We start from the raw sequence: 14820 nt of genomic DNA, 5'->3' as shown, positions 1-14820 counted from the left end.
GCTTTCATGAACAAACAAGAATTTCGGGAGGTGCGCCATGGCCGGATGTGTTTTGGCGATAGACCAGGGCACGACGTCAAGTCGCGCAATCGTTTTCGACAGTGGCTTCAGTCCAATCAGTGTGGGCCAACAGGAGTTCCCTCAACATTTTCCGAAATCAGGTTGGGTTGAGCACTCACCTTCGGACATCTGGACAAGCACGCTTCGTGTCTGCCGGGAGGCGATGGAAAAGGCTCCCGACGGCGGCAGCGGGGTCGAAGCCATCGGGATCACCAACCAGCGTGAGACAACGTTGATCTGGGACCGCTCGACCGGAGAACCCGTTTACAATGCCATCGTCTGGCAAGACCGTCGCACCTCGGATTTCTGCGCAACGCTGCGTGGCCAGGGGTTGGAAGAAACCTTCACGGCCAAGACCGGATTGTTGCTCGATCCCTATTTTTCCGGAACGAAGATCGCCTGGCTTCTCGACAATGTCGAAGGCGTGCGTGACAGAGCGGAACGGGGCGAACTGGTTTTCGGAACCGTCGACACCTGGCTCATCTGGCATCTGACGGGTGGAAGCGTTCACGTGACGGACGCGACCAATGCCGCGCGCACGCTGATCTACAATATTCATGAAAACCGCTGGGACGAAGATCTCTGCAAGGTGCTCAACATTCCGATGAGCATGCTGCCGGAGGTCAAGGACAGTGCCGACGAGTTCGGCGTAACCGACGCCGAGCTCTTCGGACGGTCTCTTCCGATCCTCGGGGTCGCCGGTGACCAGCAGGCGGCGACGGTCGGACAGGCCTGCTTCAAGCCGGGAATGGTGAAGTCCACCTATGGCACCGGGTGTTTTGCGCTGATGAATACGGGCGACACCGCGGTTCGTTCGCATAACCGGATGCTGACCACCATTGCCTACCGACTGAACGGGAAGACCACCTACGCACTCGAAGGTTCGATTTTTGTCGCCGGCGCGGCTGTGCAATGGCTGCGCGACGGTCTCGGAATGATCGAAAGTGCCGGGGATACGCAGGCTCTCGCAGAGCAGGCGGATCCGAACCACGACGTTTATCTGGTGCCGGCTTTCGTCGGACTGGGCGCGCCCTATTGGGATGCGGATGCGCGCGGGGCGATGTTCGGGCTGACGCGGAACACAGGGCCGAAGGAAATTGCCCGTGCGGTGCTGCAAAGCGTCGGTTATCAGACCAGCGACCTCGTTGAGGCGATGCGCGCCGATTGGCCCGGAGCCGAAAAGCCGGTCCTCCGGGTCGACGGGGGCATGACCGCGTCCGACTGGACGATGCAGTTTCTTGCCGACATTCTAGGCGCACCAGTCGACCGGCCGACCGTTGCGGAAACAACCGCGCTGGGGTCAGCCTGGCTGGCGGGATCGAAAGCGGGCATCTGGCCGGGCGAGGATGCTTTTTCTGCGGAATGGAAGCTGGAGAAACGTTTCGAACCCCAACTTGCCGCTACCGACAGAACGCGCCTGCTTGCCGGCTGGCAGGATGCGGTCAAACGAACACGCACCCGTCAGGATTGAACATTTCCAGGGCTCTTGTATTTTCGAGAGCCTTTCTTTTTGCGCGTTCGTAGTCCGGTTCGGGTGCTTACGTTGCGGTATCACATTTCCGTGTGCGGGGGTGGATGCGTTAAAAATTACGGCAGCAAGGCTTACCTAGCAAAAAAATTTCAAAACAGGGGCAAAATTAGAAATATGTTGGCAGTTGATTTCCTGCCGAAAAAAAGCCTTAGTTTGCGCTGGCTTGGGCTTAACTCCTTTGCACACGTCAATGATGCAAGGCCCTTGCTCTTCATCAAGGGGAGAACAGATTGATGAATTTCCAAAAAACCTTGAAGGCAACCCTTCTTGGCGCCAGCCTTGCCGTGATCGCGGCAACGGGCGCATCCGCAAAGACCCTGGTTTATTGCTCCGAGGGGTCTCCTGAAGGCTTCGATACGGCGCTCTACACCGCAGGCACCACGTTCGACGCTTCTTCCAAGCCTCTCTATAATCGGCTTGTTGAATTCAAGCGCGGCACGACGGAAGTGCTTCCGGGTCTCGCAGAAAGCTGGGAAGTCTCCGAAGACGGTTTGGAATACACCTTTAACCTTCGCAAAGGCGTAAAGTTCCACACCACCAGCTTCTTCACGCCGTCGCGCGACTTTAATGCCGACGATGTGGTCTTTTCCTTTGAGCGTCAGCTGAAGAAGGACCATCCGTGGCATGAATATACACCGGGCACAGCCTGGGAATATTTCAACGGCATGTCCATGCCGGACCTGATCAAGGAAATCGTCAAGGTTGACGATCACACGGTCAAGTTCGTGCTGAACCGTCCGGAAGCGCCAATGATTGCGAACCTTGCGATGGACTTCGCCTCCATCGTCTCGGCTGAATACGCAGATTCGCTGGCGTCCGCCGGAACCAAGGAACAGTTCAACCAGCAGCCGGTCGGCACCGGCCCGTTTGCTTTCGTCGGTTACCAGAAAGACGCCGTGATCCGCTATGGGGCTCATGCGGACTACTGGAACGGCAAGGAAAAGATCGACAACCTGATATTCGCCATCACGCCGGACGCTGCCGTACGTCTGCAGAAGCTGAAAGCAGGCGAATGTCACGTCATGCCTTATCCGGCACCGGCCGACATTGCCGATATCCGCGCTGACAGCAACCTCACGCTGATGGAACAGCAGGGCCTGAACGTCGGGTACCTTGCCTACAACACCAAAGTGGCTCCGTTCGACAAGAAGGAAGTCCGCAAGGCGCTGAACCACGCGGTCAACAAGCAGGCAATCCTCGACGCCGTCTTCCAGGGCTCCGGACAGGCTGCCAAGAACCCGATCCCGCCGACCATGTGGTCCTATAACGAGGCGACTGAGGACGACGACTACAACCCTGACCTGGCCAAGGAAATGCTGGCGGCCGCCGGCGTTGAAAACCTGTCCATGAAAGTCTGGGCGATGCCGGTACAGCGTCCGTACAACCCGAATGCGCGCCGCATGGCGGAAGTCATTCAGGCGGACTTTGCAAAAGTCGGTGTCAATGTCGAGATCGTTTCCTACGAATGGGGTGAGTATCTGTCCCGTTCCAAGGATGTCGACCGTGACGGTGCTGTGCTGCTCGGCTGGACTGGCGACAACGGCGATCCGGACAACTTCCTGGCCGTTCTGCTCGGCTGCGACGGTGTCGGTGGTTCGAACCGTGCACAGTGGTGCAACGACGACTTCGAGGCTCTCATTCAAAAAGCCAAGACCGTGACCGACAAGGCAGAGCGGACCAAGCTTTATGAAGAGGCACAGGCCGTCTTCAAGGACGAAGCTCCGTGGGCAACCATCGCGCACTCCGTCGTCTTCATGCCGATGTCCTCCAAAGTGACCGGCTACGTCATGGATCCGCTCGGCGGTCATTGGTTTGACGGCGTGGACATTGCGGAGTAAATCCGCTTGACTCTGGAAGGCGCCGGCAGGAATGCCGGCGCCTTCTGGTTTTTTGACCGGCGGAGATTTGCATGACTTGCGTCAGCTCCCGCAGGTCCTTCGTATCTGGAACCTGACATGCTCCGCTTTCTTCTAGGCCGTCTCGGCCTGTTGATCCCGACATTCTTCGGTGTCACGCTCGTCGCCTTCTCGTTCATACGCCTTCTGCCTGGCGATCCACTGGATCTTCTGGCCGGTGAGCGCGGCATCGATCCGGAACGCAAGGCAGAGCTCATGGCTCAGATGGGCTTCGACAAGCCGCTCTGGCAGCAATATATCGACTACGTTATCGGCATCTTTCACGGTGATCTCGGCACATCCTTTGCCTCGAAAAAACCCGTCCTCGATGAATTCCTGACGCTCTTTCCCGCAACCGCGGAACTTGCGCTCTGTGCCATCATCCTCGCGGTCTGCCTGGGAATTCCCGCCGGTATTTTCGCGGCGGTCAAACGCGGAACGATCGCGGACCAGGCCATCATGGGAACGGCGCTTGTCGGTTATTCCATGCCCATTTTCTGGTGGGGCCTGCTTCTGATCATCTTTTTCTCTGGCATCCTTCAATGGACGCCTGTATCCGGCAGGATCTCATTGCTTTACTTCTTTCCGCAGGTGACCGGCTTCATGCTGATCGACAGCCTGCTCTCAGGAGAAAAAGGCGCTTTCATATCCGCGGTCCGGCACCTGATCCTGCCATCCATCGTGCTTGCGACCATTCCGCTTGCGGTCATCGCACGGCAGACCCGGTCGGCAATGCTGGAGGTGCTGGGAGAAGACTATGTCAGGACCGCGCGGGCAAAAGGTCTAACTCCAAGTTCGGTTATCGGTTTGCACGCGTTGCGCAATGCGCTCATTCCCGTGGTCACCACCATCGGCTTGCAGGTCGGCGTGCTACTCGCCGGCGCGATCCTGACCGAGACAATCTTTTCCTGGCCGGGTATCGGCAAGTGGCTTGTCGACAGCATTGCGCGCCGTGATTACTTCGTGGTGCAGGGCGGCCTTCTCCTGATCGCCGGGATCATCATGCTGGTCAACCTGATCGTGGACGTGCTTTACGGCCTGATCAATCCGCGTATCCGACACCACTGAGCCGAGGGACCAAGAAAATGTCAGAGACCTCCCCGGCCGCCAAGGCCGATACCACCAAACTGGAAGCTGAAAGCCGCAGCGCAACCAAGGCTCAGCTTGCCGAATTCTGGTACTATTTCTCACAAAACAAGGGCGCCGTTGCAGGGCTTGTCGTCTTTGTTCTGCTTGTGCTGATGGCGGTATTTGCCGCGTTCATCGCGCCGCATAACCCCGATTTCCAGTATCGTGACAGTTTTCTGGTTCCACCGGTCTGGCAGGAAGGCGGCAAGGCGGAGTTCCTTCTTGGTACCGATGCGGTCGGCCGGGACATCCTCTCGCGCCTGATCTACGGGGCGCAGTTTTCCCTCTTTATCGGCGTCGTTGTCGTCACCATCGCGCTTGTCGGCGGCATCACCATCGGATTGGTTGCCGGGTATATGCGTGGTGCGGTTGATACGTTCATCATGCGTGTGATGGACATTATCCTTGCCTTTCCCTCGCTGCTGCTCGCGCTGGTCCTCGTTGCTATTCTGGGGCCGGGCCTGATCAACGCCATGATCGCGATTGCCATCGTCCTGCAACCCCATTTCGTGCGCCTGACCCGTGCTGCCGTGCTCGCGGAACGCTCGCGCGACTATGTCGTTGCTGCGCGCGTTGCAGGTGCCGGTCACATCCGGCTGATGTTCAAGACGATCCTTCCGAACTGTCTGGCACCTTTGATCGTTCAGGCGACGCTCTCTTTTTCCAATGCCATTCTGGATGCGGCCGCGCTCGGCTTTCTCGGCATGGGCGCGCAGCCACCGACACCTGAATGGGGCACGATGCTGGCGGAAGCACGTGAATTCATTCTGAGGGCCTGGTGGGTCGTCACGTTCCCGGGACTGGCTATCCTGATCACTGTTCTGGCCATCAACCTGGTCGGCGACGGATTGCGCGATGCACTCGATCCGAAACTGAAGAGGAGCTGACCCATGTCTCTTCTTGAAATCAGAAACCTGAAGGTAGAATTCGATACGGCCAAGGGTCCGTTCAAGGCCCTCGACGGGGTCGATTACACCGTTGATCCGGGCGAAGTGCTGGCAATCGTCGGCGAGTCGGGATCGGGCAAGTCCGTCGCAATGCTGGCCACGATGGGTCTGTTGCCGAGCAGTGCAACAATCACGGCCGACAAGATGGACTTTGAAGGGCTGGACCTGAGGACGCTTTCGCAGAAAGAAAAGCGCAAGGTCATCGGCAAAGACATTTCCATGATCTTCCAGGAACCGATCGCCAGCCTCAATCCCTGTTTCACGGTTGGCTTCCAGCTCGGTGAAACGCTGAAAGCGCACACGGAGCTGAAGGGACGGCAGATCAAGGAACGCGTGGTCGAATTGATGACCTCTGTTGGTATTCCGGATCCCGCCGGCCGGCTCAATGCGTTCCCGCACCAGATGTCGGGCGGCCAGTGCCAGCGCGTGATGATCGCGATGGCGATTGCCTGCGCGCCGAAGCTCCTGATCGCCGATGAGCCGACGACAGCGCTCGATGTGACCATCCAGAAGCAGATCCTCGATCTTCTGGTCAAGCTGCAGCAGGACAGCGGAATGGGGCTTATCATGATCACCCACGACATGGGTGTGGTGGCCGAAACCGCCGACCGGGTGATCGTTCAATACAAGGGGCGCAAGATGGAGGAAGCGGGCGTGCTGTCCCTCTTTGAAAGCCCGCAAAATCCTTACACGAAGGCTTTGCTGTCAGCGTTGCCGGAAAACGCGACCGGAGATCGGCTGCCGACCGTGAGCGATTTCGCCGAAGCAGGAGGGTTCTGATATGTCCGAAGATGTGATCCTCAAAGTGCGCGATGTCTACAGGACCTACGACATCAAGGGAGGCCTTTTCAAGAAGGCTTCGACGCTGACCGCAGTCAAGGGAGTGAGCCTCGACGTGGAACGCGGGACGACGCTTGCCGTGGTGGGTGAAAGCGGTTGCGGCAAGTCGACACTTGCGCGCATGCTTACCATGATCGACGCGCAGACCTCCGGCTCGATCGAAATCGACGGCTTGCCGATCGACATTTCGAAGACCGGCATCTCCAAGGAAATGCGGCAGAAGGTTCAGATCGTCTTCCAGAACCCCTATGGCTCTCTGAATCCGAGGCAGAAGATCGGGCACGTTCTGGAAGAACCGCTCCTCTTGAACACCGATATGGCACCGGCTGAGCGTCAGGATCTTGCCTTGCAGATGCTTCAGAAGGTCGGGCTGCAACCGGAGCATTATGGCCGCTACCCGCATATGTTTTCCGGTGGCCAGCGACAGCGCATTGCGATTGCTCGGGCGATCATGATGAAGCCGAGGCTGCTGGTGCTCGACGAACCGGTTTCGGCGCTCGATTTGTCCGTCCAGGCGCAGATCCTCAATCTTCTGGCAGATCTGCAGGACGAGATGGGGCTGACCTATGTGTTTATCTCACACGACCTTTCGGTTGTGCGCTACATCGCGGACAAGGTCATGGTGATGTATTTTGGTGAGGTCGTGGAATACGGGACACGCGACGAGGTGTTCAACAATCCGCAGCATGACTACACCAAGACCCTGTTTGCGGCGACGCCGCGCGCAGATGTCGACAGCATCCGCAAGCGCTTGGCGGCCAAGGCTGCCTGACGCAGCATCCTGGAGCGACGCATTCACGACACTGGCAAAGTCGGATAGGCTCCCCGGGTGGACCTGGGGAACCCGATGCATTTCATCACGGAATCAAACCGAAAGACGTGGCTGTTGTGGTCGGTCAGTTGCGTTCTGGGTCTTGTTCTGCTGGATGAAACCGTTGTCGGGATTGCTTTGCCGACCATCCAGAAAGACTTCGGTCTGGACGATAATGACGCGCATTGGGTGGTGAACGCCTATCTGGTGACGTTTGCCTGTTTTGTCGCTGTCGGTGGCAAGCTGGCGGATCTCTTCGGCACCTTGCGGGTCTTCCTGCTCGGTCTGACCGTCTTTACGGTTTTCTCCATTGCGTGCGGTTTTGCACCGAGCGGCAGCGCCCTGATCCTGTTTCGCGCGCTGCAGGGGCTCGGAGCGGCAATCATTTTTCCGCTGTTTCTCGCCATGATCACGATGACCTTTCCGAAGGAAGTGCGCGGTGCCGCGCTTGCCACCAGCGGTGCTGTAGGGACGACATTCCTGGCGCTCGGGCCACTTGTCGGAGGTCTTTTCACCGACTTTATTTCGTGGCGCTGGATTTTCTGGATCAACCCTTTTGTTGCGCTTGCCGTCGGCGTCATCGTGACGATGACATGGCGCGACGTGAAACGGCCGCCGGCCGGCAGGATCGACTGGCTCGGTCTGGTGCTTCTTGCGGCCGGCATGTTCAGTGCGATTTTCGCGCTGATGGAAGCCGACAGTCTGGGTTGGAGCAGTCTGTTGATCTGGGCACTGATTGCGGTCGGATTGCTCTTGCTCGCGCTGTTCAGCTGGTTCGAAACAACAGTCGAGACGCCGCTCATTGAAGTCGATCTATTCAAGGAACCGGTTTTTGCCGGCAGCGCTTTGACGATATTCCTGGCCCAATATGCAAAGATGCCGGTATTCGTTTTTGTTGCGCTCTACGCTCAGACCGACCTGAAACTGAGCGCGTTTCTGGCCGGGCTGGTCGTCATGATCGGACCTGCCGTGCAGCCCGCTACGGCAGCATTGTGCGGGCGCCTTGCTGACAAGACGCCAAAACGGCAAATGGTCCTGTTCGGCCTGGCGAGCATCTTCATCGGATATGTCTGGCTCGTGCTGACGGCGCCCCTGAACAGCGTCGTCTGGATCGCGCCCGGGCTGCTCTTTGTGGGTTTGTCCTTTCCATTCCTGTTTACACCCACACGAGCGGCCATATCGGAAGCCCTGCCGGAGCACAAACACGGTCAGGGAGGCGGCATTGCCATGTCGTCGCAAATGATCGGGGGTACATTGGGTCTGGCGGCGTCCAGCGCCGCCTTTGCGGTCGGTGGCTATGAACTGGTATTCGGCGTCACGGCCCTGATCATCGCGCTGGTTTTTGTTCACGCGTTTTTCGCGTTTCGCGGCAAATAGCGGGTCGGCTCAGCCTTGCATTATTCGTTAATTCGAGTATTCTCGAATTATGGAAAAAGAAGACGCCTTGAACGCTTTGGCAGCCTTGGGTCAGGAAACACGCCTCGACGTCTTTCGCTTGCTGGTGAAAGCGGGAAAAGAAGGTATGAGTGCCGGTGCCATCGCAGATGCTCTCAATGTGCGCCCGAACACCCTGTCGACCCACTTGGGCGCTCTGTCGCGGTCCGGACTTGTGCAGGCCGAACGTGACGGGCGCTCCATTCATTACCGTGCGGATCTGACGACGATGCAATATCTGGTCACCTACCTTCTGCAGGACTGTTGTGGGGGTAACCCGGAGCTTTGCGCACCGATCGCCAGTCTCGCCGTTTCAAACACCTGCTCAGAGCCCGAGAAGCTCTGATCACACCATCTAGGTGGGGCAATCCGATAATGCGTAACGCTTTGATTTTATGCACCGCAAACTCCGCGCGCTCGGTTCTGGGTGAAGCATTGCTTCGTCATCTGGGACAGGGCAAATTCTCCACCTTTTCCGCCGGGTCGACACCCCGGGGAACCGTCAATCCGGACGCGCTGACGTGTCTGGAACGCCACGGGCTGCCGTCCGACGGTTTCCGGTCCAAGAGCTGGGAAGAGTTTGCAGGCTCTGACGCCCCGAAAATGGATCTCATCATCACAGTTTGCGACAACGCCGCCGGCGAGGCCTGCCCCGTCTGGCCCGGGCACCCGATGGTCGTGCACTGGGGCATACCGGACCCTGCTTCCGTCGAAGGTGACGAAGCGGCACGCGGTGCGGCCTTTGATCTGGCCTACAAGCGGCTGGAGAGGCGGATCAACGACATGCTCGCACTCGGTGACGATGTATTCGGTGCCGAAAACGGAAGAACACGGCTGGCGGCCATTGGCGCTAGCGCCGACTAATCAGGAAAATTTTCATGTCAGAATTCAGCCTGTCGAGGCGCTTGACCGCCGAAGCGCTTGGAACCGCCATGCTTGTGGGAACCGTCGTTGGTTCCGGTATCATGGCCGATAAACTTTCGGATGATGTCGCCGTTTCATTGCTCGGAAACACGATCCCCACCGGCGCGATCCTGGTGGTTCTGATCACCATCCTTGGACCAATCTCGGGCGCACATTTCAATCCGGCGGTGACGTTCGTGTTCTGGATGAAACGGCAGTTGAGCGTATCCGAGGGGATCAGCTACATCGTCGCTCAGATCCTTGGAGGCATTTGCGGCTCCCTGATCGCCCACGTCATGTTCGAATTGCCGATCCTGCAGGCCTCGACAACCGTGCGCACCGGCGGCGGTCAATGGGTGGCTGAAGTGGTTGCGACGTTCGGACTGCTTGCAAGCATCCTGGCCGGTATCCGCTTTCGCGAAGCAGCGGTTCCCTGGCTGGTCGGGCTCTATATCACCGCCGCCTACTGGTTTACCGCGTCGACATCCTTCGCTAATCCGGCGGTTGCGATTTCGCGCGCCTTTACGGACACGTTTGCCGGCATCCGGCCGATTGATCTTCCTGGCTTTATCTTCGCCGAGTTCATCGGCGCTGCCTTGGCACTCGCCCTCTTTTCCTGGCTGCTAACATCTGAAAAATCGACAGATTGAGGGGGTACTGCCGTCTGGTCACAGATCCTTTTTCATGAACCAGCGCCGGTGGGAAGACAGGCGCCGGTTCGGCGGGTTGGCCAAAACACCGAAGTCTTCGTAGCCAAGGCCAAGATAGAACCTGTGCGCCGCTTCGTTGGAGGTATCCAGCCAGGCGGCGTTGCACCCGAGCCGCTGTGCTTCGTGCTCGGCGAGTTGAACCAGCCTGCGCCCCAGGCCCGCGCCACGTACCTTGTCGTCCACCCACAAGAGTTTGATCAAGAGCCAGTCATAGGACGTGCTTGCGCTCAACCCGCCGAGAATTTTACCCGTCTCGTCAGTCGCCTTCAGCACGAAGCTTTCATTGTTCGACTGCTCGTTTTCTTCCGCAAGCGCGTGAAGCAGACGGTCCTCGATGGTTGCGGTGACAGCCTTGGCGTCCGCCTCTTCGACAAACGAGATTTCAACGTAAGCCATCTCTGTTCCGCATGCTAACCGGGTTGCTGCAGCATCAACCCGTCGGCAAAGCCGCGTCAAGACCATTGCGGGAACGCTTGTTACCTCGGACCGCTCAAGAGCGCCGTCGCCTGTCTGCGCTGATTTCGGTCTTTTCAATCTCTTTGCATAAGCACCAGAGCGACGAGCTTCCAGTACACCATAGAATGCATCTTGTGAGTGTAGTCTAATTGCATTAGAGCTGGTCGCATTCAATTTTGTGTTGTGGGGAAAATCTTGAAAACTCGCGCTTTGGGTGTGCTTGCCGCAATCTGTCTTGGTTCCTGTCAAACATCGAGTGAACCGCTTTCCTTTGCCGGTCAAACAGTCGCCTACTTTGGCGGTGGCCACGGCATCCAGGTTGAGTATTACGCTCGCAGCGGCCGTTCTCATCTTTGGTATCCAGGAAATTCCCGGTCCGTTCCAGGGCGATGGAAAACAGAAAAGGATGGAGCCGAGATTTGCTTCAAGTACGCTTCCAACGTCTACAATCCTGTTGCAAACAGGTACCTGGGTGAATGGGATTGCAAGTCGGCAAACAGGAACAGTCTCGGCGTCCAGTTCACTTGTGCAGGTGATCCATTCAAGCTTGCGGGGGGGAATGTCCCGTTTGTGCTTGATAAGGGTCGGGGACAGCTCAGCCAACTAAAGCAAAGCTGCAGCTGATTTGGATTTCGGTTTGGCGATTGAAAGCAGACTTCGCGTACTTTTGTCGCGACAAGAGACCATCAAAAATCAAACGCTCAAATCGCCTGCATCGGTGACTTGCGTTTCTTGCGGTAGCTTTTGTCGAGGCGCAGCGTGACGACAGCGAAGACAATCCAGCTGGTGTGAAAAACAACACCGGCCAGAAATACAAGGTACCCCGGCACCGGTCCGATGGCAGCGCGCTCGAACGCTTCTGAGAGCTCCGTGAGCGGAACAGGGTGAATGGCCAACTTGCCGAAATAGGCAACCGCCTGGATTGCCAGGATCCAGGAGTAGTTGCTGCGCAGCCTGCGCCCGGCGGCCCGGACGAGGCTGATGTGATAGTGCGGCGTTTCGTAGTCGTCTGCGAGCATCTTGGCCCATCTGCCGTCCCACGGAACCTTTTTTCCGTAGAGGATCGGCGCGTAGAAATCAGACTCCATCAACCGCGCCCGGGCCCGGAACATGTTGTAGTAGCGATAGCGCCTTGCCTCGAAAATCAGGAACACCGTGACCAGCAGGCCGACAAGCACCATCGGCAGGGGAGAAGCTTCCGTGTTGGCGAATGTCGCGGAAAGAGCAATGCCCGTCGTCACGACCGCCCAGTTGGTCGTGTTGTCGAGCCGGGTGCGCCAATGGGTGCTGCGGAAGACTTCGGCCCGGTAAAGGTGAGCGAGCGCGCCAATGGTGCCGGACTCAATGTCCTGCTTCGGCCACTCCTCGTCGGACTTTTCCTCCGCCATTTACCAGACCTCGCGTCACTCAAGACCAGCTTAGGGCGAAAAGGTTACGCGGTCGAGTTTGCGTTTCCTTACAGTCCGGCCTTGCAGAAGAGAGATAGAGCCGGGCCAGTTCCGAAGAAGCGGGAACGGAAAACGCAGCGAGGATCATGTCTTGCCTCGCACGGCTCGCCAAACTTGCTCTTTTGCAGCAGGCAACTGCGTTTTTACAGGTACTGCCCTGCTTGCGCTTCTAAGGCTGCCTCTCTACTTGAATGCTATTATGCGTTTTTCGAATTTCTTCTGGTTAGCAGCCTTGTTGTCAGCCATCTGGAATGGCTGGATGTTTTTCAATTACAGCCTGAATGCCGCCTATTTCCCAATGGTTGCAAAAGGCGATGCGCTGCGTCTGGTCAAGGAGGCCGCGCTCCTCGCGCCGATCCCGATCGCGCTGGTGATGTTTCTATTTTGGCTGTGGCGCAGGCCGCTCAACAACAGGCCGTATATCGTTGGTCTTGTTCTGATCGGTTTCGCAACGCTTCTGCCGTTGCTTCCGCGTATTGAGGGCAATTATCGGGAGACTTATTGGCTGGCTGAAACGCAGCATGAAATCCCCTGGCAATACGCACCTTACAGCGGCAGTCCTGAGCCCGGCGGCAAGTATTTCTGGGTGAGCGTTTCGTTTCCGGGTCTTGAGCCGCGGCACAAAACCCGAGACCGCTTGATCACAGTTGGCAAGGCCGTGGATTTCAACAGCGGCAAGGGTGGTGCCGCGCCCAAAGAGATTTGTACGGAGCACCAGACCTACACCACGTGCGAATGGAAACGCGGCGAGTTCGTCTACATGGTGAGCACGATCCCGGAGCGCTTTCCGTCCGACATTTCGGCTTTCATGGTCGAGGTCGCGGATCTGCTGGACGGATTTGAGGTGACAAAGACCGACTGACCTTGAACTGCCGGGCCTTGTTTCAACGTGCATCGTCGCTGGCTTGTTTCAGATTTCAATTCCAGTGAACTTTTCAACTAAGTGTAAAGACGACGGTGCGTGACGATGGACGAGATTCAGAAAAGAGATTTTTTCTCAGAAACCTACGAAACGTTGTTTTCGCTGCTTTGGCTCGTGCTGGCGTTTCTTGTGATGGATTACGCCCTTTCGATTTTGGATATGAGGTTTGAAGACACCTGGTATTTTATGTTGTTGTTCGCGCCCGGCGGCATGGTTTTCTGGTATTTTTTCTATTTCAAACTGTTGGAAGCGCATAAGCCGCATAGAGGATTAATAGAGTTTGCATGGTTCGCATTCTGGGTATTTTTGTTGATCCATCTGATCCCAGTCGGCGGGTCGGAGCTTGTTGCGATCCTCTTTGAGACGGCGTCTTCCGAAACGCAGGATCAAAGTTATTGGTGGATCGGTTACGACATGTCCGCGATGTTCGTATTCTATTTTCCCTATTATTTATTTGCCACGCTGTTTCCGGCAAAGCTTTTAGGTAGATCCGATAGTCTTCGAAGGACATTGCAGAGAGTGTTTCGGCAAACCCGATATCTGCTGCCCAGATTTTTTGGAGTTTTTTTGCCCATATCGTTTTTGAGCACTTCCTTGTATACGGACGCGCAAATATCTGGATCTTACATCCCGCAGATCACTTATTCCGGGGAGCCTGACTCATTCAGTATGTTGCTGATGGTGACTTCCGGCGCTTTGTATGTTTTGGGCGAAGCGGTTTTCATGGTCATTTCAAAAAACGCTTACCTGCGGGACCTACAGGAATATGGAGACCATCCAGAACACGATGCCGAAGTATTTGCGTAACTCGCTTTGACCAATGCGTCTGCTGACTGCGGGCAGCGTTGTGCTGCAACAGGTTGTGCCGAACCAACCTTCGAGCTTGCTGAATTGTGCCTATCCCGCGCCAGTGTTGAAAGTAAGCGCGATCTGTGGCTAACACAGTTTCGTCTTGCAATTTAGAGGTGTGTCTTGAATTCTGAGCTGAACATTTTCTCACAAGCTTTCGCGGCAATTGTTGCGTGCTGGAAGTATTTTTTCGGAATGATTGCTGCGATCTACGTTCTTGAAGCTGCCAGCGTTGTTTACGATCTCGGAAGCGGATTGACGGTTGCACGTGCTTTTGTGGAGTCCGCAATCGTCTTTTACATTTGCGCGACCTTGCTGGGCCTGGATCTTAAATCGAAAGACACGGGCAAGAAATACACCGGCTTCATGCTGCGGTATATCCTGCTTCTTTACCTGCCGGTCTTTATCGTCGCGATGGTCGTCGTATTCGGAGCCATGTCTGCAGTCCCGAACAGTTCGCAAAGTCAGGACATATTCCTTGGCGTGACACTGCTCTCCAGTGGCGTCGTCGCATTTGTCGCCATGTTCCTGTTCGGGACCGCTTTTCCCGCACACCTGATCGGGGTCAGCACCGGTATCGGTGCAGCGGTCAGCAGATCGTTCCGGCAGGCAGGGTACCTACTCCCCCGGATCCTGCTCGGCGCCGGTTCCTTCGCCGCGCTGGCGTTTGTGCTGCTGATCCTTTTCGAAAACACCGGTATCGGATCCGATCCGATCACACCTCAGGGAACGCCCAACATAGCCGGCGGAATTGTCCTGCTGATCGTCAAGCTGGTGGCCGGCTACAGCTTTGCGGTGTTTTCAGTTGTCGTTTGCCGCGCTTATCTCAAAGATCTGGAAGAGCGCGGCGAACTGCCTGTCGCCGAGGCGGACGTCTTCGCCTAGG

At 56.9% G+C, this 14820-nt stretch carries 15 protein-coding genes; 13 read left to right on the top strand and 2 right to left on the bottom strand.

Annotation, left to right across the window (positions count from 1 at the left end):
* The first annotated feature begins 37 nt into the window (after positions 1–37).
* The 10 genes from glpK to Q0915_RS27550 all read left to right on the top strand — a co-directional run bounded on the left by glpK (position 38) and on the right by Q0915_RS27550 (position 10199).
* Positions 38–1531, top strand: coding sequence for a glycerol kinase GlpK (glpK, locus tag Q0915_RS27595; RefSeq protein WP_299483284.1), 1494 nt, complete (start codon positions 38–40; stop codon positions 1529–1531).
* A gap of 293 nt (positions 1532–1824) precedes the next feature.
* Positions 1825–3429 carry an ABC transporter substrate-binding protein gene (locus tag Q0915_RS27590; protein ID WP_299483286.1) on the top strand — a complete coding sequence of 535 codons (1605 nt, stop codon included), beginning with the start codon at positions 1825–1827 and terminating at the stop codon, positions 3427–3429.
* A 117-nt stretch (positions 3430–3546) separates the two neighbouring features.
* On the top strand, positions 3547–4554 hold the full coding sequence (locus Q0915_RS27585; RefSeq protein ID WP_299483288.1) for an ABC transporter permease subunit: 1008 nt from the start codon (positions 3547–3549) through the stop codon (positions 4552–4554).
* A gap of 17 nt (positions 4555–4571) precedes the next feature.
* Complete coding sequence (locus Q0915_RS27580) at positions 4572–5501, top strand: ABC transporter permease subunit (protein WP_299483290.1); 930 nt, start codon at positions 4572–4574, stop codon at positions 5499–5501.
* A gap of 3 nt (positions 5502–5504) precedes the next feature.
* Positions 5505–6341, top strand: a complete 837-nt coding sequence (locus Q0915_RS27575; RefSeq protein ID WP_299483292.1) for an ABC transporter ATP-binding protein — start codon at positions 5505–5507, stop codon at positions 6339–6341.
* A 1-nt stretch (position 6342) separates the two neighbouring features.
* Complete coding sequence (locus Q0915_RS27570) at positions 6343–7173, top strand: dipeptide ABC transporter ATP-binding protein (RefSeq protein ID WP_299483294.1); 831 nt, start codon at positions 6343–6345, stop codon at positions 7171–7173.
* Positions 7174–7248: 75 nt separating this feature from the next.
* Positions 7249–8589 carry an MFS transporter gene (locus Q0915_RS27565; protein WP_299483296.1) on the top strand — a complete coding sequence of 447 codons (1341 nt, stop codon included), beginning with the start codon at positions 7249–7251 and terminating at the stop codon, positions 8587–8589.
* 49 nt (positions 8590–8638) lie between these two features.
* The gene (locus tag Q0915_RS27560) at positions 8639–8992 is read left to right on the top strand and encodes a metalloregulator ArsR/SmtB family transcription factor (RefSeq protein WP_299483299.1); all 354 of its coding nucleotides are present in this window, start codon (positions 8639–8641) and stop codon (positions 8990–8992) included.
* Between the two features lie 29 nt (positions 8993–9021).
* Positions 9022–9510, top strand: coding sequence for an arsenate reductase ArsC (locus Q0915_RS27555; protein ID WP_299483302.1), 489 nt, complete (start codon positions 9022–9024; stop codon positions 9508–9510).
* A 14-nt stretch (positions 9511–9524) separates the two neighbouring features.
* Entirely contained in the window at positions 9525–10199 is a 675-nt protein-coding gene (locus Q0915_RS27550; protein WP_299483304.1) for an MIP/aquaporin family protein, read from the top strand.
* Between the two features lie 18 nt (positions 10200–10217).
* Here the strand turns inward: Q0915_RS27550 and Q0915_RS27545 are convergent, their stop codons facing one another.
* Positions 10218–10655, bottom strand: coding sequence for a GNAT family N-acetyltransferase (locus tag Q0915_RS27545; RefSeq protein WP_299483307.1), 438 nt, complete (start codon positions 10653–10655; stop codon positions 10218–10220).
* 761 nt (positions 10656–11416) lie between these two features.
* Positions 11417–12103, bottom strand: coding sequence for a DUF2270 domain-containing protein (locus Q0915_RS27540; protein ID WP_299483310.1), 687 nt, complete (start codon positions 12101–12103; stop codon positions 11417–11419).
* A 259-nt stretch (positions 12104–12362) separates the two neighbouring features.
* Here Q0915_RS27540 and Q0915_RS27535 point away from each other — a divergent pair, with 259 nt between their 5' ends.
* The 3 genes from Q0915_RS27535 to Q0915_RS27525 all read left to right on the top strand — a co-directional run bounded on the left by Q0915_RS27535 (position 12363) and on the right by Q0915_RS27525 (position 14819).
* Positions 12363–13025 carry a hypothetical protein gene (locus Q0915_RS27535; RefSeq protein ID WP_299483313.1) on the top strand — a complete coding sequence of 221 codons (663 nt, stop codon included), beginning with the start codon at positions 12363–12365 and terminating at the stop codon, positions 13023–13025.
* Positions 13026–13124: 99 nt separating this feature from the next.
* Positions 13125–13892, top strand: coding sequence for a hypothetical protein (locus tag Q0915_RS27530; protein ID WP_299483316.1), 768 nt, complete (start codon positions 13125–13127; stop codon positions 13890–13892).
* Positions 13893–14057: 165 nt separating this feature from the next.
* A complete protein-coding gene (locus Q0915_RS27525; RefSeq protein WP_299483319.1) occupies positions 14058–14819 on the top strand; it encodes a hypothetical protein in 762 nt (253 codons plus the stop codon).
* Position 14820: the final 1 nt, after the last annotated feature.

Source organism: uncultured Roseibium sp., assembly GCF_947494555.1.
Classification (GTDB): Bacteria; Pseudomonadota; Alphaproteobacteria; order Rhizobiales; family Stappiaceae; genus Roseibium.
This window is presented reverse-complemented; position numbering and strand designations above follow the sequence as displayed.

Bases quoted from the DNA above. Each gene is read 5' to 3' on its own strand.
- Q0915_RS27540 (WP_299483310.1), bottom strand. From the start codon at position 12,103: ATGGCGGAGGAAAAGTCCGACGAGGAGTGGCCGAAGCAGGACATTGAG.
- Q0915_RS27560 (WP_299483299.1), top strand. From the start codon at position 8,639: ATGGAAAAAGAAGACGCCTTGAACGCTTTGGCAGCCTTGGGTCAGGAA.
- Q0915_RS27545 (WP_299483307.1), bottom strand. From the start codon at position 10,655: ATGGCTTACGTTGAAATCTCGTTTGTCGAAGAGGCGGACGCCAAGGCT.
- Q0915_RS27585 (WP_299483288.1), top strand. From the start codon at position 3,547: ATGCTCCGCTTTCTTCTAGGCCGTCTCGGCCTGTTGATCCCGACATTC.
- Q0915_RS27575 (WP_299483292.1), top strand. From the start codon at position 5,505: ATGTCTCTTCTTGAAATCAGAAACCTGAAGGTAGAATTCGATACGGCC.
- glpK (WP_299483284.1), top strand. From the start codon at position 38: ATGGCCGGATGTGTTTTGGCGATAGACCAGGGCACGACGTCAAGTCGC.
- Q0915_RS27555 (WP_299483302.1), top strand. From the start codon at position 9,022: ATGCGTAACGCTTTGATTTTATGCACCGCAAACTCCGCGCGCTCGGTT.
- Q0915_RS27535 (WP_299483313.1), top strand. From the start codon at position 12,363: ATGCGTTTTTCGAATTTCTTCTGGTTAGCAGCCTTGTTGTCAGCCATC.
- Q0915_RS27590 (WP_299483286.1), top strand. From the start codon at position 1,825: ATGAATTTCCAAAAAACCTTGAAGGCAACCCTTCTTGGCGCCAGCCTT.
- Q0915_RS27565 (WP_299483296.1), top strand. From the start codon at position 7,249: ATGCATTTCATCACGGAATCAAACCGAAAGACGTGGCTGTTGTGGTCG.
- Q0915_RS27580 (WP_299483290.1), top strand. From the start codon at position 4,572: ATGTCAGAGACCTCCCCGGCCGCCAAGGCCGATACCACCAAACTGGAA.
- Q0915_RS27570 (WP_299483294.1), top strand. From the start codon at position 6,343: ATGTCCGAAGATGTGATCCTCAAAGTGCGCGATGTCTACAGGACCTAC.
- Q0915_RS27550 (WP_299483304.1), top strand. From the start codon at position 9,525: ATGTCAGAATTCAGCCTGTCGAGGCGCTTGACCGCCGAAGCGCTTGGA.